Origin of the sequence: Klebsiella sp. HC6 (genome assembly GCF_022605325.1) — a bacterium.
Classification (GTDB): Bacteria; Pseudomonadota; Gammaproteobacteria; order Enterobacterales; family Enterobacteriaceae; genus Klebsiella; species Klebsiella terrigena.
The window spans coordinates 2,158,649-2,180,229 of record NZ_CP093276.1; the positions used below are offsets into that span (position 1 = coordinate 2,158,649).

Here is a 21,581-nt window from a genome sequence, read left to right on the forward strand (position 1 = left end):
TGTTCTGATTTCCGTTACAGGAGTGAGGAGATAACTATGAGTACAGACAAACCGGGCGGCCCGTTCTACAAGCTCTCCGTCGATGAAACCCTGTCCAGCACCAACAGCTCCCCCGAAGGTATTAGCAGCGCAGAAGCGGCATCGCGACTCCAGCAGTACGGCGAGAATGCGTTACCGCAAAAGGCGGGTAAACCCGCGTGGCTGCGCTTCCTGGCCCATTTCAACGATGTTCTGATTTACGTCCTGCTGGCAGCGGCGCTGCTGACCGCGGTCATGGGCCACTGGGTCGATACCCTGGTGATCCTCGGCGTCGCAGTGATCAATGCTCTGATCGGGCATATTCAGGAAAGTAATGCGGAAAAATCGCTGCAGAGCATTCGCAATATGCTGTCCAGCGAAGCGGTGGTGATCCGCCAGGGGAACCATGAAACAATTCCGACCACCGCGCTGGTGCCCGGCGATATCGTGGTGATCCGCGCGGGCGACCGCATTCCTGCCGATCTGCGGGTTATTGAAGCCCACAACCTGCGCGTGGAAGAGGCGATACTCACCGGCGAGTCGACGGTGGTTGAGAAAAGCACCGAGGCGCTGAGCGGTGAACTTCCCCTCGGCGACCGCACGAACCTGCTGTTCTCGGGGACCACGGTGAGCTCCGGCGGCGGTAAAGGCCTGGTGGTGGCGACCGGCGGGGATACCGAGCTGGGCCATATCAACCAGATGATGGCGGATATTGAAAAGCACCGCACGCCGCTGCTGGTGCAGATGGACAAGCTCGGGAAAGCCATTTTTATCATTATTCTGGCGATGATGGCCGCGCTGTTTGTCTTCAGCCTGCTGTTCCGCGATATGCCGGTTTCGGAGCTGATGCTCTCGCTGATTAGCCTTGCGGTGGCGTCGGTGCCGGAAGGGCTGCCGGCGATCATCTCGATTATTCTCTCTCTGGGCGTGCAGACCATGGCCCGGCAGAAGGCGATTATCCGCAAGCTGCCGACCGTTGAGACCCTGGGCGCGATGACCGTCATTTGCTCGGATAAAACCGGGACGCTGACCATGAACGAAATGACGGTCAAAGCCGTCATTACCGCGGACACTATTTACCGGGTCGAAGGGGATAGCTATGAGCCGGTCGGTAATATCCATCCGGTAGATGATTCCGGGCCGGTGGTGGTGGCGCCGGGTACGCTGCTCGAGCGCTATCTGCGGACCATTGATTTATGTAACGACAGCCAGCTCATCAAGGATGAAAGCGGGTTATGGAAAATTACCGGCGGCCCGACGGAAGGGGCGCTGAAGGTGCTGGCGGCGAAGGTGGCGTTGCCGGCGGTGGCAACCGAGCTGCGCAGCAAAATTCCTTTCGACTCGCAGTATAAATATATGTCGACGCTCTACCGCATCGGCGACGAGGAGATGATTTTAATTACCGGCGCCCCGGACGTGCTGTTCCGACTCTGCCAGCAGCAGCAGACCGATAGCGGCCTGCAGCCGCTCGATCAGCCGTACTGGGAGGCAAAAATTGAAGAGTACGCGCGGGAAGGGCTGCGCATGGTGGCGGCGGCGTGGAAGCCTGCGGCCAGCGGACAGACCGAGCTGACCCACCAGGATTTGCAGCAGGGGGTGATTCTCCTCGGCATTGCCGGGATGATGGATCCGCCGCGTCCGGAAGCCATTACGGCGATCGGCGACTGCCTGCAGGCGGGGATCCGCGTGAAGATGATCACCGGCGATCACCCGCAAACGGCGATGAGCATTGGGCAAATGCTGGGCATCGGCAACGCCGGCACCGCCATTACCGGGCGCGAGCTGGAGGTAATGGACGACCAGCAGCTCAGCGAAGCCGCGCAGAAGTTTGATATTTTCGCCCGTACCAGCCCGGAGGATAAATTCCGCCTGGTGCAGGCGCTGCAGAGTAAAAAAGAGGTGGTCGGGATGACCGGCGACGGGGTGAACGATGCCCCGGCGCTGAAGCAGGCCGACGTTGGGATCGCCATGGGCATCAAGGGTACCGAAGTGACCAAGGAAGCGGCCGATATGGTGCTTACCGATGATAACTTCGCCACCATCGCCAGCGCGGTCAGGGAAGGGCGGCGGGTATACGATAACCTGAAGAAAACCATCCTCTTTATTATGCCGACTAACCTGGCGCAGGGGCTGTTGATTATTATTGCCCTGCTGGCGGGGAATTTAATTCCGCTGACTCCGGTGCTGATCCTGTGGATGAACATGGCGACCTCGGCCACGCTGTCGTTTGGCCTGGCGTTTGAGGCCGGCGAGAAGAACATCATGAAGCGCCCGCCGCGCGATCCTAAGCTACACGTTATGGACGGTTTCGCTATCTGGCGGGTCATTTTCGTGGGCTCGATGATCGCCGTGAGCGCCTTCGTGCTGGAAGCCTGGCTCCAGCCGCGCGGCTACTCGCCGGAGTTCATTCGTACCGTCCTGCTGCAAACGCTGGTCACCGCCCAGTGGTTCTATATGCTCAACTGTCGCGTCGCCGACGGCTTTTCTCTGAGCAAAGGATTACTGGCCAACAGAGGCATCTGGATCGTCAGCGGCGTTCTGCTGGTGCTGCAGCTGCTGATCATCTACGCGCCGTTTATGCAGATGCTGTTTGGTACCGCCGCGCTGCCGTTCCGCTACTGGGTGATCACCTTCATCATCGGATTTGTGATGTTCCTGATTGTCGAAATCGAAAAACCGTTAACCCGGAAATGGCGTACGTCCTGACGGCCGGCGAGCAGGGTTAAAAAACGAACCTTTCAACTTAAGGGGGCAGGCCGTTCGGTCGCCCCCTTCCAACGTAGCGTATCGATGAGCATCCGTAGCGCCGGGCTGACCCGGCGGTTCGGGTAGTAGAGATGACAGCCGGGAATGCGGGGGCACCATTCGTCGAGGACGGAAATAAGCCTGCCGCTCGCCAGCTCCTCCGCCACTTCGTGTTCTAAAAGCATCCCTAATCCTGCTCCCGCTCTTACGGTGGCGGAGGCCAGAACGCCATCGTTAACGATCAGCTGACCTTTAATCCGGGGCTTTATTTCGCCCCCCTGATTCTTAAATACCCATGGCATTATTTTCCCCGTGCTAACAAGGCGGTAGTTAACACAAATATGCTCTTCCAGATCCTGCGGCGACTTGGGTTGCGCATGTCGCGCAAAATATCCCGGCGTTCCGACCACCAGGGCGCGGATATCCGGCTCAATGCGCACCGCAACCATATCCCGCTCCACCGTTTCACCGAGGCGTATACCGGCATCGAAACCGTTAGCTACGATATCGACGAGGCGATCGTCGACGATGACCTCCACCGATATCTGCGGATATTCCAGTAAAAATGCGGGGAGCTTAGGGGCGAGAACGGCGCGCGCGGCGTAGTGAAAAACGCTAAGGCGAATCAGGCCTGAAGGGGTGTCTCGCCCGTGAGCCAGCGTTTCCAGCCCCTCAGCCAGGCTCGCCAGAGCGGGTTCCAGAGTCTGCAACAGCTGCCTCCCGGCGGCGGTGGGCGCCACCGAGCGGGTGGTTCGGGCAAGCAGGACTACGCCAAGCCGCTGTTCCAGTGCGCGCATCGCGTGGCTGAGCGCCGAGGGGGATAAACCTAACTCTGCGCCGGCGCGAGTGAAGCTGCCGGTTCTCGCCACGGCGGCGAACGCCGCCAGATCGTCAAGGTCACCGCGCTTCATTGCTGCACTCCTTTCATAAGGCTTTGTCACGTCGGGGGGCTAGTCCTGCCGGCTTTCCCCCTCATACTGTGACTTTTTAATTGGCATATTGAGGAGAGAATATCATGGATATGACCCGCTACCGCACGCTCGGCCGTTCCGGGCTCGCGGTGAGCCCGCTGGCGCTCGGCACGATGACGTTTGGCGCTGGCCGCTGGGGCGTTGACGAAACCGGAGCTCGGGCCATTTTTGACGCTTACGCCGCCGCCGGAGGAAATTTCGTGGACACGGCAGATGTGTATGCCGGCGGAAATAGCGAAATAATGCTGGGCCGTTTTCTGGCCAGCAGCGGCAATCGGGAAAAGATGGTGATATCGACCAAATCCGGCTTCCCGCGACGCCAGGATACGCCTCTCGCCGGCGGTAATTCCGCGCGGAATATCCGCAACGGCATTGAAGGCTCTCTTAAGCGGCTTGGCACTGACTATATTGATCTCTTCTGGACCCACGTCTGGGATATGACGACGCCCGCGCAGGAGGTGCTTCGGGCGTTAACCGATGCCGTGCGGCGCGGCGATATTCTCTACTATGGCTTTTCTAACGCGCCCTCATGGTACGTGGCGCAAATCGCCACGCTGGCCGCCGCGCAGGGGCTGCCGCAGCCTATCGGCCTGCAATATTCATACTCGCTCATCGATCGCGGCGTGGAGCTGGACATACTTCCGGCCGGTAACGCTCTCGGCCTGGGGCTGGTGGCCTGGAGCCCGCTGGGCGCCGGTTTGCTGACGGGAAAATACGGAAGGGAGAAGCTTGCCGATGCGGGGCCCGCCGGTCAGCTGCCTAACCGTTCAGGAGAGTCCAGCGGCGGAAGCAGCGGGCGTCTCAATGGTGATAATCCCTTTGGTGGGCTGCTCTTTACCGAGGCGAACTTCCGCATCGTCGATACGCTGCGCGATGTTGCCGGCGAAGTCGGCAGGCCGATGGCGCAGGTCGCGCTCTCCTGGGTTGCCCGCCGCCAGGGAGTTTCTTCCGTTTTGATCGGGGCGAGCAGGGTCGAGCAGCTTCAGGAGAATATTGCTTCACTGGATATCGTGCTGTCGGCCGACCAGCTCTCGCGCCTGGACGCCGTCGGGCAGCTTCCGGCGCTGAATCCCTATTTCATTTTTAATCTCCCGCGGGAGCGCATCTTCGGTGGGCACGCCGTCGAGCCGTGGCAGGGGCCTTAGAGCTAGCGAGGAGCGGTATGCGGGTTCGAAAAGCCTCTGCTGGCTACCGGCCGCCCGTGGTGGAGCATTCGCCCTGAGGAGCCGACTCGCCTCAGGGCTGGCGCCAGGGCGCCAACCAGCCGAGGCCGCTTTCCGTGCTCGCCCGCGGCTGATACTCACATCCCACCCAGCCGCCGTAGCCGAGGCTATCGAGCAGCGCAAACAGCCACGGATAGTTCACTTCGCCTTCGTCCGGCTCGTGCCGATCGGGTACCGAGGCAATCTGGATGTGGGCATATTGTCCGGCGTAGCGGCGGAGCAAATGGCTCAGATTGCCGTCCACCTGCTGCGCATGAAACAGATCCAGCTGCAGCTTTACGCTGGGCCGGTCGGTCCTGTTAACAATATCCAGCGCCTGATACTGGCTGGAGAAGAGATAGCCCGCGCGCGTTTGGGGGCTGAGCGCCTCAACCAACAGCTGGATATTATCGCCGGCAGCCCGTTCTGCCGCGTAGCGCAGGTTTTCAATGAAGGTATCGATACAGGCGGATGGCGCGCAATCGTCGGGGATGACGCCGGCCATCACGTGCACGGCAGGGCAGCTCATCGCCCGCGCATACGTCAGCGCCCGGTCGATATCGCGTCGCGCTTCGGCTTCCCGGCCGGGCAAGGCCGCGAGCCCCCATTCGCCTTTATCAATAGCGCCCGCGGGGGTGTTAAACAGCACCACTTTCAATCGCGTCCGCCGTAAAACGGCCTGCAGCACGCTGATATCGTAGTCATAGGGGAACAGGAATTCGACAGCCTCAAACCCGGCGCCGGAGGCCGCGGCAAAGCGTTCGATAAACGGCAGCTCTGTAAACATCATTGACAGGTTTGCGGCAAATTTCGGCATCTTCAGCTCCTCAGGGCGGCAATTTCGGCGGGCGTCAGGTAGCGTATTGGCCGATCGCCGAGGGTAAAGATCAGGCGCGCGGTCTCTTCGAGCTCCTCCAGATTATCCGCCGCTTCACGCAGCGTCTTGCCGCTCACCACCGGGCCGTGATTGGCCAGCAAAAAGGCGTTGTGATTGGGCGCCAGCCTGGCCAGATGCTCACCGATTTGCGCGTCTCCGGGACGGAAGTAGGGAACCACGGGGACGTTGCCCATTCTCATCACCACGTAGGGCGTAAACGGGCGGATGCAGCTCTCCGTATCGAGATTTTCCAGGCAGGACAGGGCCGTCAGATACAGGCAGTGCAGATGCACAATTGCCTTGCACTGCGGATTATTCAGGTAAACCGCACGATGAAAGCTGACCTCTTTCGACGGCCTGTCGCCGGAGAGGTGCTCGCCATCCAGCGTCACTTTAGAGAGGCGTTCGGCCTCCAGTTCGCCGAGGCAGGAGCCGGTTGGCGTCGCAAGAATCGTCTGGTCATCCAGCAGTACCGACAGATTACCCGCGGAACCGGTGGCGTAGCCGCGCTGGAAAAACGAGCGCCCCAGGCTGACCAGCGCCGCGCGCGTTTGAGATTCATTCATGGGTAAACTCCTGCTGCGAACGGGCAAAAAAGTTTTCATCGCCGAAGTTGCCGGACTTCAGCGCCAGCGACAGCGGGCGATCGGTCGCTTTCACCCAGGGTATGCCTGGCGAAATCATCGGACCAATGTGCAGCCCCTGGATCCTGAGCGCCTGGGTCACCACCCCGGAGGTTTCGCCGCCGGCGACGATAAATCGCTGAATCCCCTTGTCCGCCAGCAGCGGAACCAGCCGGGCAAAAAAGCGCTCGATGGCCTGGCTGCTTTTCTCGGCACCGTGCTGCTGCTGAATGCGCTGCAGCGTTTCGGCCTCCGAGGTGGCAAATACCATCGGGGCCAGAGGGGATGCGCCCTGCGCTAATACCCACTGGCATACCTCGGCGGCATAGCCGTCGCCGTCCTCCAGGCAGCGGGCCACCTCCAGCGCAAAATAGGGGGCCTGAGGCCGATAGCGGGCAACCTGGGCGTTGGTCATGGTGGAGCACGAGCCGGAAAGCACCACCGCCGGTCCCGGGACGGGCGCGCCCCGCTGCTGGCTCTCTTTTGCCGGATGCGAGGCGGAAAAGCGGCGGGCAACGCCAATCGCCAGACCCGAGCCGCCGGTTATCAGCCGCAGATCCTCGGTCGCCGCCGCCTGCAACAGCAGGTCATCTTCGCTGACGGCATCCATAACCACATAGCGGATCTCCTGCTGGCGCAAGCGATCCAGCTGCTGGCGCACGCTTTCGCGGCCCTGGCGCAGGGTAGCCAGCGGGATCAGCCCGGCGCGTCCCGCCGACTGTTGCTCCATCAGGCGGATCAGGCTGCTGTCGCGCATCGGGGTCACGGGATGGTGACGCATGCCGGATTCGGACAGCAGCTGCTGCTGAACGAACAGGTAGCCCTGATACACGGTGCGGCCGTTTACCGGCAGCGCCGGAGAGATAATGGTCTGGGTCTCCCCCAGCTCAGCCAGCAGGGCGTCGGTGACGGGGCCGATATTACCTTCGGCGGTGCTGTCGAAGGTTGAGCAATATTTAAAGTAAAAGCGCTGACAGCCCCGCTCTTTGAGCCAGCGCAGCGCGGATAGCGAATCATCGATCGCGCGCTGCGTCGCGCAGGAGCGTGATTTCAGACTAATCACAATCGCATCGACATCGTCCTGCAGGGGATGCCCGGCCGGTATCCCGTTGTACTGAATGACCGACATACCGTTTTGTGCCAGAAAGCTGGCGATGTCCGTTGCCCCGGTAAAGTCGTCGGCAATTACGCCCAGATAGATCATATATCCCCCTGCCGTTAAGCGCGGCTGTCACAGTTTTTTGGCCATCATATGTGAAAAAATACCATTCATCACGCTTATTTTTGTTAAATATGAACATTGGTGCGGGTGTTTTTGCACATTAATCACATTAATTAACATTTTTAGGCGGTCATTTCCCTTGCCGGTGTTAAAGTGCGTAATTACCCGAGTGGCGCAGGCGTAAAGTCTGTATAACTACGCGATGTCATACTGTCGGTAAAACGGCTGTCGGTTTTAAACCTACGGGATTGGGCCAGAATGAGACCCCTTGAGCGACACGATAAAATTTTAGCGCTGGTGGCGGCAATGGACGCCATCAGTATTAACGACTTAGCCACTCATTTGAACGTTTCCCATATGACGGTTCGCCGCGATGTCAGGAAGCTGGAGAAAGAGGGGCACCTGCTGGTGGTTTCCGGCGGCGTGCGCTCCATGCAGCGCCTGCAAAGCGAACCGTCCCATCAGGATAAAATCACCATGCACGGGCCTGAAAAACAGGCGATTGGCTGCTATGCCGCGCTGCAGATCCCCTACAACAGCTGCATTTACCTGGATGCGGGCACCACGACGCTGGCGCTGGCTCGCCAGCTTGGCCAGCGTAGCGATCTGCTGGTGGTGACCAACGACTTTGTCATCAGCGATTTTCTGATAGCCGAGAGCGAATGCCGGATGCTGCATACCGGCGGCATGCTGTGTCGGGAAAACCGCTCATGCGTGGGGGAGGCGACCGCCTTTGCGCTGCGAAACCTCTGTATTGATATCGCTTTCGTCTCCGCCTCCAGCTGGAGCAACCAGGGATTGAGCACCCCCGATGAGAATAAGGTGGCGGTAAAACGCGCCGTTCGCGAGGTGAGCAGTAAATGTATTCTGCTCAGCGACAGCTCGAAATATGGCAAAGTCGCGACCTGGCGCGCCCTGCCGCTGAACGCTTTTGACGAAATCATCACCGATGAGCGTCTTTCCGCCAGCGGGCGGGATGCGCTGCAGCAGGCCGGCGCCCGGGTGGTGATGGTACCGCTATAGCGCCGGCCAAACGTAACGGGCCATCTTTGGCATTGAATCGACTATCAGGGCAAATACTATGGGCAAAAATCTGGCTTTTCCGGTATCCGAAGATCGTAACGTTTATCGGGTCGCCCCCAGCATACGTTTTGATCTGATGACGTTAAGGCTGTTTGTCGCCACGGCGGAACTGGGCGGCATCACTCACGCCGCCGCCCAGCTGCATCTGGTTCCCGCCGCCGCCTCGCGACGCATTCGCGAGCTGGAGGAGCAGCTCGGCATGGCGCTGTTCGTGCGTTTGCCGCACGGCATGGCGCTGAACGACGCGGGACGGGCAATACTGGCCCACGCGCGTTCGATTCTACACTCCGCCGAACGGATGCAGGACGACATGCAGTCGTTTCTGCAGGGCAACCGCGGCGTCGTGCGCATCGCCGCGTGTACTTCGGCGGTCCTGCAGTTTCTCACCGACGATCTGCGCCGAAGCCATCAGCGCTATCCCAACATCCATATCGATCTGCATGAGATGAACAGCGAAAGCGTTATTCAGGCGGTGCAGCGCGGGGTTGCGGATATTGGCATCTATGAACGCTCCGTGAGCCACGCTGCGCTGCCGGGCGTACCCTACCGTCGGGATCGGCTCTGCGTGGTGACGCCGGTTGACCATCCCCTGGCCCGGCTGGTTGCCAACCATCAGCCGCTAACGGCAGCGGAGCTGATTCAGCACGACCTGATTGGGCTGACGGAAGGCGCCTCCATTTCGATTATGCTCGCCCAGCTGGCGCGTCGGCTGGATAAGCCGCTGAAGATGCGTATTCGCGTCGGCAGCTTCGACAGCATGGCTGCGATGATCTCCTGCGGGATAGGTATCGGGCTGATGCCGGAAGCCGTGGCCCGCCAAATTATCTCCACGTCTAAGTTTGCGCACCTATCGCTGCAGGATCCGCTGGCCGACCGCCAGTTCGTGCTGTGCCATCAGCCGCATGAGTCGCTGGCAATGGCGACCGACAGCATTCTTTCGCTACTGACCGGCCTCGGCGAAGCCACGCATTGACGTATTGTTAACGCTGTATATCTAAATTGTTAATAGCCTGAGGGTTGTTGAATGCAGCATAGTTGACGGGCAATAAACCCTACAACGACTACTGCCCCAATAACATAAGATCAGGAGGCAATTTTGAAAACTCAGTCCCACATCAGCAGAAACATGCTGATTATCTTCTGCGCCATGTCGTTTATCCTCTACCTGGATCGCGTCAATCTGGCCGCCGCCGCAGGGCCGCTGAAAGCCGAGCTGGGGCTTACCAATACTGAACTCGGTATCGCTTTTTCCGCTTTTGGATACACCTACGCTATTTTTCAGCTGGTGGGCGGTTGGGTGGCGGATCGCTTCGGCGCGCGTCGGACCATTATCGCCTGCGGGATCATCTGGGCCGTCGCCACGGTCTGTACCGGCCTGATTGGCGGTCTGGTTTCTCTGTGCCTGGCGCGTCTGCTGCTGGGGATTGGTGAAGGCGCCGCGCTCCCGGCGCAGGCCAGAGCGATTACCAACTGGGTACCTAAACCTAAACGGGGTATGGCCCAGGGGCTAACGCACTCTTTCTCTCGTCTGGGTAACGCCGTCGCGCCGCCGCTGGTCGCCATATTGATTGCGTGGCATTCGTGGCGCGCGGCGTTCATCGTGGTGGGGGTTCTGTCAGCGCTGTGGCTGGTGGTATGGCTGGTTTACTTCAAAGAGACGCCTGAAGAGCATCCCGGCGTGTCAGAAGCGGAGCTGGCGCTGCTGCCGCGGCGGGAAAATGTTCAGGAGGGAGGCAATGCGATGCCGCACTCATGGTGGACCATCCTGCGCCGGATGCGCTCTACGATAGCGGTTTATTTCTGCATGGTGTGGTCAAACACGCTGTTTTTCAGCTGGATGCCGATCTTCTTTATGCAGTCGCTGAACCTCGATATTAAAAGCTCCGCGCTCTATTCATCCGGCGTGTTCTTCGCCGGCGTGCTGGGGGATTTGACCGGCGGCGTGGTCAGCGACTTTATTTTAAGGCGCACCGGGCGCCTGGCGCTTGCCCGCCAGGGCGTGATTACCATCAGCCTGCTGGGCGGACTCGTCTTCTTTATTCCGGTTCTGATCAGCCATGACGTCGTGACTATTGCGCTGTGCCTGAGCGCCGCGTTCTTCTTCCTCGAGCTGACGATCGGACCGATTTGGGCCGTTCCGATGGACATTGCGCCAAAAACGGCGGGCACCGCCAGCGGCATGCTCAATTTCGGCGCGGCGATGGCCACCATCATTTCACCGATTATTTTCGGCCTGATGATCGATATGACCGGTAGCTGGACGCTGCCCTTCGCCGGCGCGATTGGCTTCCTGATCCTCGGGATTATTTTTACTCAATGGATTCGTCCGGACATCACGGTAGAGCATATTGAGCAACAAAAGACGGCTGAGCCACACTCGCTGGCGGGCTGACCTTTAATTCTTACCCTTTATTCCATTTCCATTTCTATTGGCCATTGACGGGCAAGGGGTCGCCTTTGCCCGCGATAAATTGAGGAGCAACAGACCATGACAAGTGAAACAGCCCGTCAACCTTTCGCCGTGACGGATAAACCGCACATCGTGCTCGCGGTAGGCGATGCTGCGGGAATTGGCCCGGAGATCGTTGTCACGCTGCTCTCAGACCCGCAGACCGCGCGTAAAGCGAACGTCACCCTGATCGCCAACATGCCGGCGCTTGAGGCGGCGGCCATCAGCCGGGGCGTCGCGCTGCCCGCGGAGTCTGACTGGCTATCTATTGCGCAGTGGCCTGGCCTGCATCGCCACATTACGCCCGCCGAGGTGAGCGAGGCGAACGGCGTATTTATCCTCGAATCGCTGAAAATCGGCGTTGAGATGGTGGCGACGGGCCGGGCCGACGCGCTGTGCTTTGGTCCGCTGAACAAAGGCGCGATGCGCATGGGCGGCATGCGCCAGGAGGACGAAATGCGCTGGCTCTCCAGCGAGCTTAATTACACCGGCGTGTGCGGCGAATTTAACGTGCTGGACAGGCTCTGGACGGCGCGCGTGACGTCGCATATTCCGCTGTCTGCGGTAGCCGGCCAGCTCAGCGCCGGCAAGGTTGCCCAGGCCATCGGCATGCTGACGCAGGCGCTGAAGGACGCCGGCGTGGCGCAGCCGAAAATCGGGGTTTGCGGCTTAAACCCGCATAACGGGGATAACGGCAACTATGGCGATGAAGAGGGCAGAATCATTACGCCCGGTATCGAACTGGCCGCCGCTGAGGGGAATCCTGCTGAAGGACCTTTTCCGGCGGATACGATTTTCCTGCGCGCCAAAGAGGGCCAGTTTGACGGGATTGTCTCGATGTACCACGACCAGGGGCAAATCGCCACCAAGATGATGGGCTTTGATATCGGCGTTACCGTGCAGGGCGGGTTACCGATCCCGGTGACCACGCCGGCGCACGGTACGGCCTACGAAATCGTGGGCAAAGGCGTGGCAAAAACCACGGCGATGGCCAACGCCTTTGACCTGGCCTGCCGGATGGGGATCGGCCATCGGCAGAAGCGCGCTTAGTTCTCCCGCCGCAATACGTTGGCGTATCTCCGGCCGTTGCGCAGATGAGATACGCCGACGATGGCCCGCTGAAGAGGGGCCAGGGCACGGCTAACGGCATGACGGGACAAGCTTTCGCGTTGTTTTTTTATCGGGAGTTATTTACCGCCAGGCCAGAAGATGACGGCGACCGGAGGCGCAAAGATCAGCAGGAAAATCGGTAGCTCTTCGGCAAAGCCGTAGCCCGCGCGGATGATACCGAGGGCCATATTGGCCGACGCCAGGCCGAACCACAGCAGGGCAAACAGCAGCGCGAGCCTGCCGGCGGCCGGTGGATGAGCCGGCATGAGCCGCCGCGTCAGCAGGCGGAACAGGCCCGCCAGCAGCAGTCCGCTGAGCAGAAAGAGCAGGGTGCGCATAGGCAATTTTCCTCAGCTGCAGGTCCTGCCGCCGACCGCAACTTCCGGCCGGCGGCGGATATCACGCCCGGCGATGGGGAGCCAATAAATCCCCTAATCCGATGCGCTGTAAAAACTCTTTGCGGATGCGATCGGCGACCGCATTGACAACGGCGGCGCCGTCGTCCGACGGATCGACGTGCAGCCGGAACGGGCGTTTCCCGAAGGGCATATTGACGATATCGACCATGGCGGTGGCGACGTCGGCGACGTTTGCATCCTCCGGCTCGCAGGCGGCCAGCCCTTTCAGCGCCTCTTCGCCCAAACCGGCGGTGGGTCCGGCGCCGGTATACTCGCGCTCGCGATCGGCGTCGGCTGGTTTGCCGGAATGCAGGAAGTGGTTGGTGCCGGTGGTAAACGCGCCGGGCACAATAATAGAGGACTCGATTCCCCAGCGCGCCAGCTCCGCAGCGTAGCTGACGGCGACCGCGTCCATCGCCGCCTTGGCCGCAAAGTAGGGGGCCAGATACGGCGGCGTGCCGCCGCGTGTGCTGCTGCTGCCGACCCACAGCAGCAGACCCTGGCCCTGTTTGCGCAGCTGCGGCAGGGCGGCCCGGTTGACCCGCTGCGTGCCCAGCACGTTGATGTCGTAAAGCTGGGCGAACTGTTCCGGCAGAAACGCTTCCGTCGGCCCGTACGCCATATGCCCCGCGTTATGCACCACCACGTCCAGACGGCCCTGGCGGGCGATAATTTGCGCAATCGCCGCGTCGGCGGACTCCTGGGACTGGACGTCCAGCTCGACGGTGCGTAAATCGACGCCGTGCTGCCTGGCGTAATCCAGCGCGTTTTGCACCTGCGGCGCATTGCGTCCGGCGGTGTCGCGTATGCTGGCGTAGACAATGTGTCCGGAATGGGCGAATGCGCGGGCTGCCAGCGCGCCGAAGCCGCTGGAGGCGCCGGTAATCAGAATGACCTGTTGCATGATGTGCTCCAGAATAGCGGGCGGCGATGCCGCCCGGGCAATGTTAAAAGCAAATGCCGAAATTAAGCGAAGCCGCCGTTAACGCGGATCACCTGAGAGTTGATCCAGCTGCCGTCCGGGCCGGCCAGCGCGGCAACCGCGCCGGCGATCTCTTCCGGCGCGCCGATACGTTCCAGCGGCGCCAGTTTGGCGATGGCGCTGATTTGCTCCTCGCTTTTGCCATTGAAAAACAGATCGGTGCCGGTCGGTCCCGGAGCCACCGCGTTAACGGTGATGTTACGGCCGCGCAGTTCATTCGCCAGCACGTGCACCAGGCCCTCCACGCCCGCCTTGGAGGCGATATACGGGCCGTAGGCCGGGAAGGATTTGGCGATCACGCTGGTAGAGAGCGCGATAATCCGCCCCCCGTCGCTTACCGCCTGCGCCGCGTTTGCCAGCACGAGGAAGGCGCCGCGCAGGTTGGTGTGAATGACCTTGTCAAAATCGGCCAGGCCATCCGGGGTGATTTTTGCCATCGGCATGATCCCGGCGCTGTGCACCACCACGTCCAGCTGGCCGGTCACGGCCTTCGCTGCGCTGAACAGGCGGCTGACGTCATCTTCGCTGGCGACATCGGCTTGTATGGCAACGGCGTTCCCCCCGTTGGCAATAATGCTCTGCACGGCCTCGTCAGCGGCGCTCGCGTTTCCGGCGTAGTTAACGATGACGGTAAAACCCTCCTGCGCCAGGCGTTCGGCGATGGCGCGACCGATACCGCGGGATGCGCCGGTAACAAGGGCTGTTTGATTGGTTTTGCTCATGGTGTTCTCCGGAGGCTGATTGTTTATCCGTGCTGGCACGGGTTGCCAGAGATATTAATGTTTTCTCCTAAGAGATAAATGGGGGTATTTTGATATGATAATTCCATTAACATTAATAATAGGTCGCGTGAGAGGTTTCAGATGGATAAGTTCGACACTTTGCTGCTCTTCACCCGCATCGTCGAGCTGGAAAGCTTCAGCCTCGCGGCGGACAGGCTGGGGATCCCCAGAGCCACCGCCAGCAATGCGATAAAAGCGCTGGAGAAAAAGCTGGAGTGCCGGCTGCTGGAGCGGACAACCCGCCACGTGCGAACCTCTCTGGACGGCAAGGCTTTCTACGAACGCTGCGTGCATATTCTCTCCGAGCTCGACGACGCCGAATCCTCGCTGCGCCACTCCGTCGCGCGGCCGCGCGGTATTTTGCGCATTGACCTGCACGGCGCCCACGCGACGCGAATTGTCCTGCCGCGTATTGATGAGTTCCACGCCCGCTATCCGGATATCGAGCTGGTTATCAGCAGCGGCGATCGGCTGGTCGATTTGGTGCGCGAGGGGATTGATTGCGCCGTTCGTGCGGGGAAGCTACATGATTCATCGCTGATTGCGCGCTATTTGGTCACCATGCCGCAGGTTATCTGCGCCAGCCCGGAGTATCTGCAGCGGCACGGCACGCCGCGTTCACCCAACGATTTGATGTCCCACCAGTGCGTGAATTTTTTCTCTACCAGCCGGGGAACGAACTATCCGCTTGAGCTTATCGTAAATGGCAAGGTGCAGGGCTATCAGCTTAAAGGCTGGATGACGGTAAACGATTCGGAAAACTACGTTATCTGCGCGCTGCGCGGGGCGGGGCTGGTACAGCTTCCCCGCTATCACGTCGCGGATGCTCTGGAGGACGGGCGGCTGGCGGAGGTGCTTGGCGCATGGCAAAGCCCGGGAATGTCGCTTTCCGCGCTGTACCCGCAGCACCGGCAGCTCTCGCCGCGGGTCAGGGTATTTATCGACTGGCTGAGCGCCCTCTACAAAGCGCGTTTTCCCGAGGAGGGGGCGTAATTAGCCGTCCGCTATCTCTTTCCCACGCAGCCGTACCGCTTTTGCTGCACGGTATTGGTTTGCTACCAGCCCTCGGGATATCCCCTCTCTTTCATCAAGCGAAAGCGCTAACCGGTGCCGCTTTCGGACAGGGGAGCGATATCCACCCGTCTGGGTGATAGTAGGCATGACAGAAGAATGATATCTAATGGAGAGCAGGCCATATTTATAATATAAATTGACCGGGACGCTGAGTTTTACAGGAACATCGCCGATGAATATTACCGCCTCCATTGCCCTTTTGAGCGCTTGCCCATTTGTGAGTCTGGCTACAGTGCCGGTAACCTTTTCCGAAACTGCCCTGGAGGCCGCTGGGCCAAAAGGCCCTTTGAAAGGTACGTTACTCACCCCAAATTCAAAACCAACCGCCGTTGTTCTTATCGTTCCAGGCTCCGGTCCGACCGATCGGGATGGAAACAACCCGCTTGGGGTGAATGCATCGCCTTACCGACTTCTTGCTGAAGGCCTGGTGGCAAAAGGCTTTGCAACGCTTCGTATCGACAAACGTGGAATGTTCGCTAGCGCAATGGCCGTAGAGGATGCCAATGCGGTGACGATTGCCGACTATGTTGACGACGTTCGATCCTGGGTAGAAGTGCTTAGGCGTCAGATGCATACTCCCTGTGTTTGGGTGTTAGGACACAGCGAAGGCGGCGTGGTCGCACTTGCCTCGGCTCAGGAAGAGGAGGTGTGCGGCGTGGTGCTTATCGCAACGCCCGGGAGGCCGATGGGCGAGGTGCTGAGGGGGCAACTTAAGGCTAATCCGGATAACGAAATGTTATTAAAGCAGGCACTGCCGATAATTGATGCTCTGGAGCATCGGCGGCGGGTCGATATGACGAATATGCATCCGGCACTGCAAAATCTCTTTAATCCTGCGGTTCAGGGATTTTTAATCAATGCGTTTTCATATAATCCGGGTCATCTCATTTCGAGTATTTCCAAACCCGTGTTAGTGCTGCAAGGGCAACGCGATCTGCAGGTGGAAGAAGCGGATGCCAGACTGCTTAAGGCCGCGAATCCTCAAGCGTCCCTGGTTATTGTGCCCAATATGAACCATGTTCTGAAAGAGGTGACTTCGGACGATCGCAGGGCGAATATCGCTTCATACGCTGAACCAGCGCTCCCCTTAGCTCCCGGTTTAATCAACGCGATTGGGCATTTCCTGATCCACAATTCACATTTTGCCGAGAAGTAACAGCGGCTCTGGTCCCGGTGTCCTGCCAAAACGATTTACTTTTAAAGAGTTCATGCATGGTTAAAAGCAGTCGTTCGCTCCTCGCTCAGAGTGGACCTTCAGCTCGATAGCTTGTCCGCTCCGTGCCAAAAACGGAAGTTACGTTAAGTTCAGCTTTAAGCGCAAACCAAGGTGGGGTAATGTGGCAGGAAATTTTTTCCCGACACGATAATCATGCCCTCCATCGAAACATTCATTACTTTCTTTGTTGCTTTGACGCTTTTGGAAATTTCTCCGGGCGCAGACATGATGCTTACCATCGCCAGGGGAGTTGGTCAGGGAAGACGTATTGCTTTACTAACCGTACTGGGTAATGTTTTCGTCGCAGGATTTGTACAAGTATCTTTTCTGGTATTGGGACTTGTTACTGTCGTTAACGCGTGGCCGTTTGCGCTTGATCTACTGAGGTGGGTAGGTGCCGCTTATCTTATTTGGTTGGGCATAAAGATGCTTGCAACGTCAGGCACAGATACCCGACTGAGAAAAACAGCCAGAATTTCTGACTGGCAGGCGGTTAAAGAGGGTGCGTTAAACAGCCTGACCAACCCAAAATCTCTACTGTTCATGTTTGCTTTTCTGCCTCAGTTCGTTGATCCCACGGCCGGGCCTGTCTGGCTACAACTGCTTGTTTTAGGCAGTATTCAAAAGCTGGCAGGAATCGTGTCTCTGGGATCCGTAGCTATGGCGTCAGGAACATTTGGAAACTGGCTAGGTAAACATCCCGCATTTATCAAATGGCAGGAGCGATTTACAGGTGTGGTCATGGTCGCGCTTGGAATCAGAATGCTCTTTGGCGGTTCAGGTATAGTATCAGTTCAAGAAAAATAAAAGCGCCTTACCTGCTTATGTCCGCTTCTCGCTGTGAGTTCAACTCAGTTGGTTCGTCCGCTCCGTGCCAGGAACGGACGTTTGTGGTTTTAGAAAGACTCCTATGATGTGGCCAGTTTTTGTGGACCAGTTCAAACCCAATGAAGAGAAGGTCAGCCGCTCTTAAGACGCTTGATGCTATTACCTTACCTAGAGTCTTTCATTGCATCCTGCTTCCCGGGATTGCATTGCTGTTTTGTCCCGGGAAGATAAAATTTTCCCGACCGGTCTGGATTGGTTCCGCCCGGACAACCCGCCCGGCCCGGAGCAGAAACAGTATTACTACCGTCTGATCCGTTGCCTCCATCAGAATAATTCCCGCCATTCCCGCCATTCCCGCCATTCCCGCCATCAGCAGCATTTACAGCAAATGCGCATATGATAAAAAAAAGCGCAAAAACACGCCAGATCATAAAAACTCCATTGTTTAACAATCAAATGTTCAACCTAGCCCCCATTGTAAGGCATGTCAAAGGATTAGGTCCGCTCCTCGCTCAAAGCTGCCCGTCAACGCCTGTCTTCTGCAAAAGCAGGTTTAGCGCCGGGTATTTTCCGTTTTCTACGCGGATCCCTTAAACTGCATCGCGCAGGTCATGACATAGGGATAATGACCATCAACGGCTGTAATCCTGGGTTTTTAAACCTGGGCGTTAGCACCACTGCCAGAATGTTCGTCAGTCTCTGTTTATAAGATCCCTCTATCCGATTCGCGCTGATGCGCCAGGTGCCCCGACGAACGAAGAGGGAGGGCAGCTATTCATACGAAGGAAGTCAGATGCTTTTGCCAGATTCAAGCTTTACAAAAAACCTGTATCAATCGTCATTTGCAGAATGAGTCGTCAGCTGTTTGTTACTCTGGATGGGCCCAAGGGAGCCGGTAAAACCACGCTGTTGGAAGCCATTACGAAAGTACTAAGGGCAGACAACAAGAAGGTCATCCGACTTTGCGAGAAAAAAAGCGATCCCTACAGGGGGGAAACAATGGCCCTCGTTAACAAACTCGCCAGAAACCCCGCCCTGGATTTGGAATGGGAGGTCTGCGAGCGCTTTGCTGATAGCCGTGCATGGATTTCCCGGCAGGTGCTGACTAAACAGCCAGCGGACTGCATTATCCTGATGGATCGCTGGTATCCCTCGGATGCCGCGTTTCGTCGGATGGTACCGTTTGCCGAGATTTTACAGCTTAATATGGAACGAAACGTGCGCACGCCAGACCTGCAGGTCGGGGTTGTTACTGCGCCAGATATCTCATGGGCGAGGGCCGCAGGCCGAGCGCGTGGGCTAAGTAGTACGGTGATTCACAAGCTGGAAGAGCACGTTGCTTGCACCCGCGCGTTCGAGCGAGAAATTGCAAATCACGGCTGGTTTTTATGCCGTAATGAAGACGCGATCGAAGACGCAACGATGCAGGTGATTTCTGAGATCTACAGAGTGGCTGGATGCCCATAGCTATCGGTTTTGCAGGCAGGGATCCCGCGGCTCTTCACCTCTGTGTGAGCCTCAGATTTGTGTCGCGTCAACAAAATCTGACGCCGTCAAAGATGCAATAATCCCGAATAGCAAAAAGCCCGCTTAGTTCCCTAAGCGGGCTTCTTTAATATGGCTCCTCTGACTGGACTCGAACCAGTGACATACGGATTAACAGTCCGCCGTTCTACCGACTGAACTACAGAGGAATCGTGTGAACGGGGCGCATATTAACGGCGGCGCTCCCCCTTGTCAAAGGCTGAATCATCGGAATGAGTTTGACTGCTGACAATTTCAACAGTCTGCCGAGGTTCCCCCACTTTTGCGCCGCTGCGCACCGCGATGGTGCAAATGTACCCCTTATGGGGCATATCGTAATCCGCTTACCGGGCAAAAAAATCCCCTGCAGCAATCGGAATCGCTTATTACGCGGCGTCCAGCGGCTTTTGCGCCGGGGATAATAAAACTGGCAAGTAAATTGCAAAACCTACTGTATCTCAACTGCCAGCGTGGGTACTGGCGTTCCTTACAGGAGGCAAAATGAACTTAAGACGACTGAAGTATTTTGTGAAAATCGTCGATATTGGCAGTCTGACTCAGGCAGCCGAAGTCCTGCACATCGCACAGCCCGCGCTGAGCCAGCAGGTTGCGACCCTGGAAGGTGAACTGGACCAGCAGCTGCTGATTCGCACTAAGCGAGGCGTCACGCCGACGGAAGCAGGGAAAATCCTTTATACCCACGCCCGGACCATTCTGCGCCAGTGCGAGCAGGCGCAGCTGGCGGTCAATAACGTGGGCCATATTCTCAGCGGCCAGGTCTCTATCGGGCTTGCGCCGGGAACGGCGGCGTCCGCCATTACGATGCCGCTGCTGCAAACGGTCCGTAACGAGCTTCCTGAAGTGATGGTGTATCTGCAGGAGAGCAGCGGGACTATCCTTAACGATAAGCTGCTCAGCGGTCAGCTGGATATGGCGGTACTGTACGAGCGGTCGCCGGTTGCCGGCATCATCAGCCAGCCGCTGCTGAAAGAGGATCTGTACCTGGTCGGTACCCGAGACTGTCCGGGGCAAAGCGTTGACCTGACGGCGGTCGCCGAGATGAATCTGTTCCTGCCCCGCGATTACAGCGCGGTGCGGGCGAGGGTGACCGAGGCCTTCACGCTGCGTCGTCTGTCGGCAAAAATCATCGGCGAGATCGAGTCGATTACCACCTTAACCGCGGCAATCGCCAGCGGAATGGGGGCCACCGTGCTGCCGGAATCCGCCGCTCGCTCGCTGTGTAGCGCCGCCAACGGCTGGATGGCGCGTATCAGCACGCCGTCAATGAGCCTCTCGCTATCGCTGAATATGTCTGCCAAGGGCAGCCTGTCGCCGCAGGCGCAGGCGGTGAAGGAAATTTTACTGTCGCTGGTGAGCCGCCCTTCGCTGGAGAACCGTGAGCTGCTGCTGGTAAGTTAACGTATATTCCAGAATGGAATAAGTTGCTGGTTTTTATTATTTGTTAGCAGGGACAACAGACTTTAACAATAGAGCATATGTTATGTCTGATAGCCCGGAGGAAAGGGTGAATTTCCAGCAGCTAAAAATAATTCGTGAAGCGGCCCGTCAGGACTACAACCTGACGGAAGTCGCCAATATGCTCTACACATCGCAATCGGGCGTCAGCCGTCATATTCGTGAACTCGAAGAAGAGCTGGGGATCGAAATCTTTATTCGACGCGGCAAGCGTCTGCTGGGGATGACGGAACCGGGTAAAGCGCTGCTCTCGATTGCCGAACGCATTCTTAATGAAGCCAGCAACGTTCGCCGTCTTGCGGACCTGTTTACCAACGACGCCTCGGGCGTCTTGACCATCGCCACGACGCATACCCAGGCGCGCTATAGCCTGCCGCCGGTGATTAAAGCGTTTCGCGAGCTGTTTGCCGACGTTCGCCTGGAGCTGGTGCAGGGGACGCCGCAGGAAATTGAAGCCCTGCTGCATAACGGCGGCGCCGATATCGGCATCGCCAGCGAGCGCTTGAGCAACGATCCGACGCTGGTCGCCTTCCCCTGGTTCCGCTGGCACCACAGCCTGCTGGTACCAAAAGATCATCCCCTGGTCCAGGTGAATCCGCTCACCCTCGAGGCCATTTCTCGCTGGCCGCTGATCACCTATCGTCAGGGTATTACCGGACGTTCGCGTATCGACGAGGCCTTCAATCGCAAAGGGCTGATGCCGGATATCGTGCTCAGCGCCCAGGATTCCGACGTCATTAAAACCTACGTTGAGCTGGGCCTGGGGGTTGGGCTGGTCGCCGAGCAGTCGGGTGACGCCAGGGAGTCTGACACCTTCACGCGTCTCGAAACCCGGCACCTGTTCGATGCCAATACCGTCTGGCTAGGCCTGAAGCGCGGGCAGCTGCAGCGTAACTACGTCTGGCGCTTTATCGAGCTGTGCAACGCCGGGCTGTCGCTGGATGAGATTAAACGCCAGGCGATGGAGCCGGAAGAGACGGCGATCGATTACCAAATCTAAC

Annotated in this window: 20 protein-coding genes, 1 tRNA gene and 1 pseudogene; 12 read left to right on the forward strand and 10 right to left on the reverse strand. The window is 58.4% G+C overall.

The window, feature by feature from the left end:
* The first annotated feature begins 36 nt into the window (after positions 1–36).
* Positions 37–2,724, forward strand: a complete 2,688-nt coding sequence (locus MMW58_RS10505) for a cation-transporting P-type ATPase (protein WP_241723306.1) — start codon at positions 37–39, stop codon at positions 2,722–2,724.
* 32 nt (positions 2,725–2,756) lie between these two features.
* On the opposite strand, the gene MMW58_RS10510 is transcribed toward MMW58_RS10505, so the two are convergent.
* Positions 2,757–3,674: a LysR family transcriptional regulator gene (locus MMW58_RS10510; RefSeq protein ID WP_241723308.1), complete on the reverse strand. Its 918-nt coding sequence runs from the start codon at positions 3,672–3,674 to the stop codon at positions 2,757–2,759.
* A gap of 104 nt (positions 3,675–3,778) precedes the next feature.
* Here MMW58_RS10510 and MMW58_RS10515 point away from each other — a divergent pair, with 104 nt between their 5' ends.
* Positions 3,779–4,879: an aldo/keto reductase gene (locus tag MMW58_RS10515; RefSeq protein ID WP_241723309.1), complete on the forward strand. Its 1,101-nt coding sequence runs from the start codon at positions 3,779–3,781 to the stop codon at positions 4,877–4,879.
* A 91-nt stretch (positions 4,880–4,970) separates the two neighbouring features.
* Here MMW58_RS10515 and otnI read toward each other — a convergent pair whose 3' ends face one another.
* The 3 genes from otnI to otnK are packed head-to-tail and all read right to left on the reverse strand — an operon-like array spanning position 4,971 to position 7,640.
* Positions 4,971–5,753: a 2-oxo-tetronate isomerase gene (otnI, locus tag MMW58_RS10520; protein ID WP_133598681.1), complete on the reverse strand. Its 783-nt coding sequence runs from the start codon at positions 5,751–5,753 to the stop codon at positions 4,971–4,973.
* 2 nt (positions 5,754–5,755) lie between these two features.
* Entirely contained in the window at positions 5,756–6,379 is a 624-nt protein-coding gene (otnC, locus tag MMW58_RS10525; protein ID WP_133598679.1) for a 3-oxo-tetronate 4-phosphate decarboxylase, read from the reverse strand.
* Positions 6,372–7,640: a 3-oxo-tetronate kinase gene (otnK, locus tag MMW58_RS10530; protein WP_241723312.1), complete on the reverse strand. Its 1,269-nt coding sequence runs from the start codon at positions 7,638–7,640 to the stop codon at positions 6,372–6,374. Before otnK ends, otnC begins: the two co-directional genes overlap by 8 nt.
* A 276-nt stretch (positions 7,641–7,916) precedes the next feature.
* Between otnK and MMW58_RS10535 the strand changes: the two genes are divergently transcribed.
* From MMW58_RS10535 to MMW58_RS10550, 4 genes are all read left to right on the forward strand, one after another.
* Positions 7,917–8,681 (forward strand): DeoR/GlpR family DNA-binding transcription regulator, encoded by a 765-nt coding sequence (locus MMW58_RS10535; RefSeq protein ID WP_133598675.1) that lies wholly within the window; start codon positions 7,917–7,919, stop codon positions 8,679–8,681.
* 58 nt (positions 8,682–8,739) lie between these two features.
* Entirely contained in the window at positions 8,740–9,714 is a 975-nt protein-coding gene (locus MMW58_RS10540; RefSeq protein WP_133598673.1) for a LysR family transcriptional regulator, read from the forward strand.
* 123 nt (positions 9,715–9,837) lie between these two features.
* Positions 9,838–11,133, forward strand: coding sequence for an MFS transporter (locus tag MMW58_RS10545; protein WP_241723315.1), 1,296 nt, complete (start codon positions 9,838–9,840; stop codon positions 11,131–11,133).
* A 96-nt stretch (positions 11,134–11,229) separates the two neighbouring features.
* On the forward strand, positions 11,230–12,240 hold the full coding sequence (locus MMW58_RS10550; protein ID WP_159235669.1) for a 4-hydroxythreonine-4-phosphate dehydrogenase PdxA: 1,011 nt from the start codon (positions 11,230–11,232) through the stop codon (positions 12,238–12,240).
* 137 nt (positions 12,241–12,377) lie between these two features.
* Here the strand turns inward: MMW58_RS10550 and MMW58_RS10555 are convergent, their stop codons facing one another.
* The 3 genes from MMW58_RS10555 to MMW58_RS10565 form a co-directional block, all read right to left on the reverse strand.
* The gene (locus tag MMW58_RS10555) at positions 12,378–12,638 is read right to left on the reverse strand and encodes a hypothetical protein (protein ID WP_045859392.1); all 261 of its coding nucleotides are present in this window, start codon (positions 12,636–12,638) and stop codon (positions 12,378–12,380) included.
* A gap of 61 nt (positions 12,639–12,699) precedes the next feature.
* Positions 12,700–13,602, reverse strand: coding sequence for an SDR family NAD(P)-dependent oxidoreductase (locus tag MMW58_RS10560; protein ID WP_241723317.1), 903 nt, complete (start codon positions 13,600–13,602; stop codon positions 12,700–12,702).
* Positions 13,603–13,664: 62 nt separating this feature from the next.
* Positions 13,665–14,402, reverse strand: a complete 738-nt coding sequence (locus MMW58_RS10565) for an SDR family oxidoreductase (protein ID WP_159235672.1) — start codon at positions 14,400–14,402, stop codon at positions 13,665–13,667.
* A gap of 141 nt (positions 14,403–14,543) precedes the next feature.
* Between MMW58_RS10565 and MMW58_RS10570 the strand changes: the two genes are divergently transcribed.
* Positions 14,544–15,455 carry a LysR family transcriptional regulator gene (locus MMW58_RS10570; RefSeq protein WP_241723320.1) on the forward strand — a complete coding sequence of 304 codons (912 nt, stop codon included), beginning with the start codon at positions 14,544–14,546 and terminating at the stop codon, positions 15,453–15,455.
* A gap of 60 nt (positions 15,456–15,515) precedes the next feature.
* Here the strand turns inward: MMW58_RS10570 and MMW58_RS10575 are convergent.
* Positions 15,516–15,641: pseudogene (locus MMW58_RS10575) on the reverse strand (IS30 family transposase); the annotation flags it as partial.
* 67 nt (positions 15,642–15,708) lie between these two features.
* On the opposite strand from MMW58_RS10575, the gene MMW58_RS10580 reads away from it, so the two are divergent.
* A complete protein-coding gene (locus tag MMW58_RS10580) occupies positions 15,709–16,692 on the forward strand; it encodes an alpha/beta hydrolase (protein WP_241723322.1) in 984 nt (327 codons plus the stop codon).
* Between the two features lie 213 nt (positions 16,693–16,905).
* Entirely contained in the window at positions 16,906–17,559 is a 654-nt protein-coding gene (locus tag MMW58_RS10585; RefSeq protein ID WP_241723324.1) for a LysE family translocator, read from the forward strand.
* A gap of 185 nt (positions 17,560–17,744) precedes the next feature.
* Here the strand turns inward: MMW58_RS10585 and MMW58_RS10590 are convergent, their stop codons facing one another.
* Positions 17,745–18,011 carry a hypothetical protein gene (locus MMW58_RS10590; protein WP_072039414.1) on the reverse strand — a complete coding sequence of 89 codons (267 nt, stop codon included), beginning with the start codon at positions 18,009–18,011 and terminating at the stop codon, positions 17,745–17,747.
* Positions 18,012–18,429: 418 nt separating this feature from the next.
* Between MMW58_RS10590 and MMW58_RS10595 the strand changes: the two genes are divergently transcribed.
* The gene (locus MMW58_RS10595; RefSeq protein WP_241723326.1) at positions 18,430–19,047 is read left to right on the forward strand and encodes a dTMP kinase; all 618 of its coding nucleotides are present in this window, start codon (positions 18,430–18,432) and stop codon (positions 19,045–19,047) included.
* A gap of 151 nt (positions 19,048–19,198) precedes the next feature.
* Here the strand turns inward: MMW58_RS10595 and MMW58_RS10600 are convergent.
* Positions 19,199–19,274: transfer RNA gene (locus MMW58_RS10600), tRNA-Asn, on the reverse strand.
* A 331-nt stretch (positions 19,275–19,605) separates the two neighbouring features.
* Here MMW58_RS10600 and nac point away from each other — a divergent pair.
* Positions 19,606–20,523: a nitrogen assimilation transcriptional regulator NAC gene (nac, locus tag MMW58_RS10605; RefSeq protein WP_045859342.1), complete on the forward strand. Its 918-nt coding sequence runs from the start codon at positions 19,606–19,608 to the stop codon at positions 20,521–20,523.
* A 106-nt stretch (positions 20,524–20,629) separates the two neighbouring features.
* Positions 20,630–21,580, forward strand: coding sequence for an HTH-type transcriptional regulator Cbl (gene cbl / locus MMW58_RS10610; protein ID WP_041146296.1), 951 nt, complete (start codon positions 20,630–20,632; stop codon positions 21,578–21,580).
* Position 21,581 lies beyond the last annotated feature (1 nt).

Coding starts and splice junctions, on each gene's coding strand:
- MMW58_RS10580 (WP_241723322.1), top strand. CDS start 15,709: ATGAATATTACCGCCTCCATTGCCCTTTTGAGCGCTTGCCCATTTGTG.
- MMW58_RS10560 (WP_241723317.1), bottom strand. CDS start 13,602: ATGCAACAGGTCATTCTGATTACCGGCGCCTCCAGCGGCTTCGGCGCG.
- otnC (WP_133598679.1), bottom strand. CDS start 6,379: ATGAATGAATCTCAAACGCGCGCGGCGCTGGTCAGCCTGGGGCGCTCG.
- MMW58_RS10570 (WP_241723320.1), top strand. CDS start 14,544: ATGGATAAGTTCGACACTTTGCTGCTCTTCACCCGCATCGTCGAGCTG.
- MMW58_RS10595 (WP_241723326.1), top strand. CDS start 18,430: ATGAGTCGTCAGCTGTTTGTTACTCTGGATGGGCCCAAGGGAGCCGGT.
- MMW58_RS10565 (WP_159235672.1), bottom strand. CDS start 14,402: ATGAGCAAAACCAATCAAACAGCCCTTGTTACCGGCGCATCCCGCGGT.
- MMW58_RS10585 (WP_241723324.1), top strand. CDS start 16,906: ATGCCCTCCATCGAAACATTCATTACTTTCTTTGTTGCTTTGACGCTT.
- otnI (WP_133598681.1), bottom strand. CDS start 5,753: ATGCCGAAATTTGCCGCAAACCTGTCAATGATGTTTACAGAGCTGCCG.
- nac (WP_045859342.1), top strand. CDS start 19,606: ATGAACTTAAGACGACTGAAGTATTTTGTGAAAATCGTCGATATTGGC.
- MMW58_RS10555 (WP_045859392.1), bottom strand. CDS start 12,638: ATGCGCACCCTGCTCTTTCTGCTCAGCGGACTGCTGCTGGCGGGCCTG.
- MMW58_RS10550 (WP_159235669.1), top strand. CDS start 11,230: ATGACAAGTGAAACAGCCCGTCAACCTTTCGCCGTGACGGATAAACCG.
- MMW58_RS10540 (WP_133598673.1), top strand. CDS start 8,740: ATGGGCAAAAATCTGGCTTTTCCGGTATCCGAAGATCGTAACGTTTAT.
- MMW58_RS10510 (WP_241723308.1), bottom strand. CDS start 3,674: ATGAAGCGCGGTGACCTTGACGATCTGGCGGCGTTCGCCGCCGTGGCG.
- otnK (WP_241723312.1), bottom strand. CDS start 7,640: ATGATCTATCTGGGCGTAATTGCCGACGACTTTACCGGGGCAACGGAC.
- MMW58_RS10515 (WP_241723309.1), top strand. CDS start 3,779: ATGGATATGACCCGCTACCGCACGCTCGGCCGTTCCGGGCTCGCGGTG.
- MMW58_RS10535 (WP_133598675.1), top strand. CDS start 7,917: ATGAGACCCCTTGAGCGACACGATAAAATTTTAGCGCTGGTGGCGGCA.
- MMW58_RS10590 (WP_072039414.1), bottom strand. CDS start 18,011: ATGATCTGGCGTGTTTTTGCGCTTTTTTTTATCATATGCGCATTTGCT.
- MMW58_RS10505 (WP_241723306.1), top strand. CDS start 37: ATGAGTACAGACAAACCGGGCGGCCCGTTCTACAAGCTCTCCGTCGAT.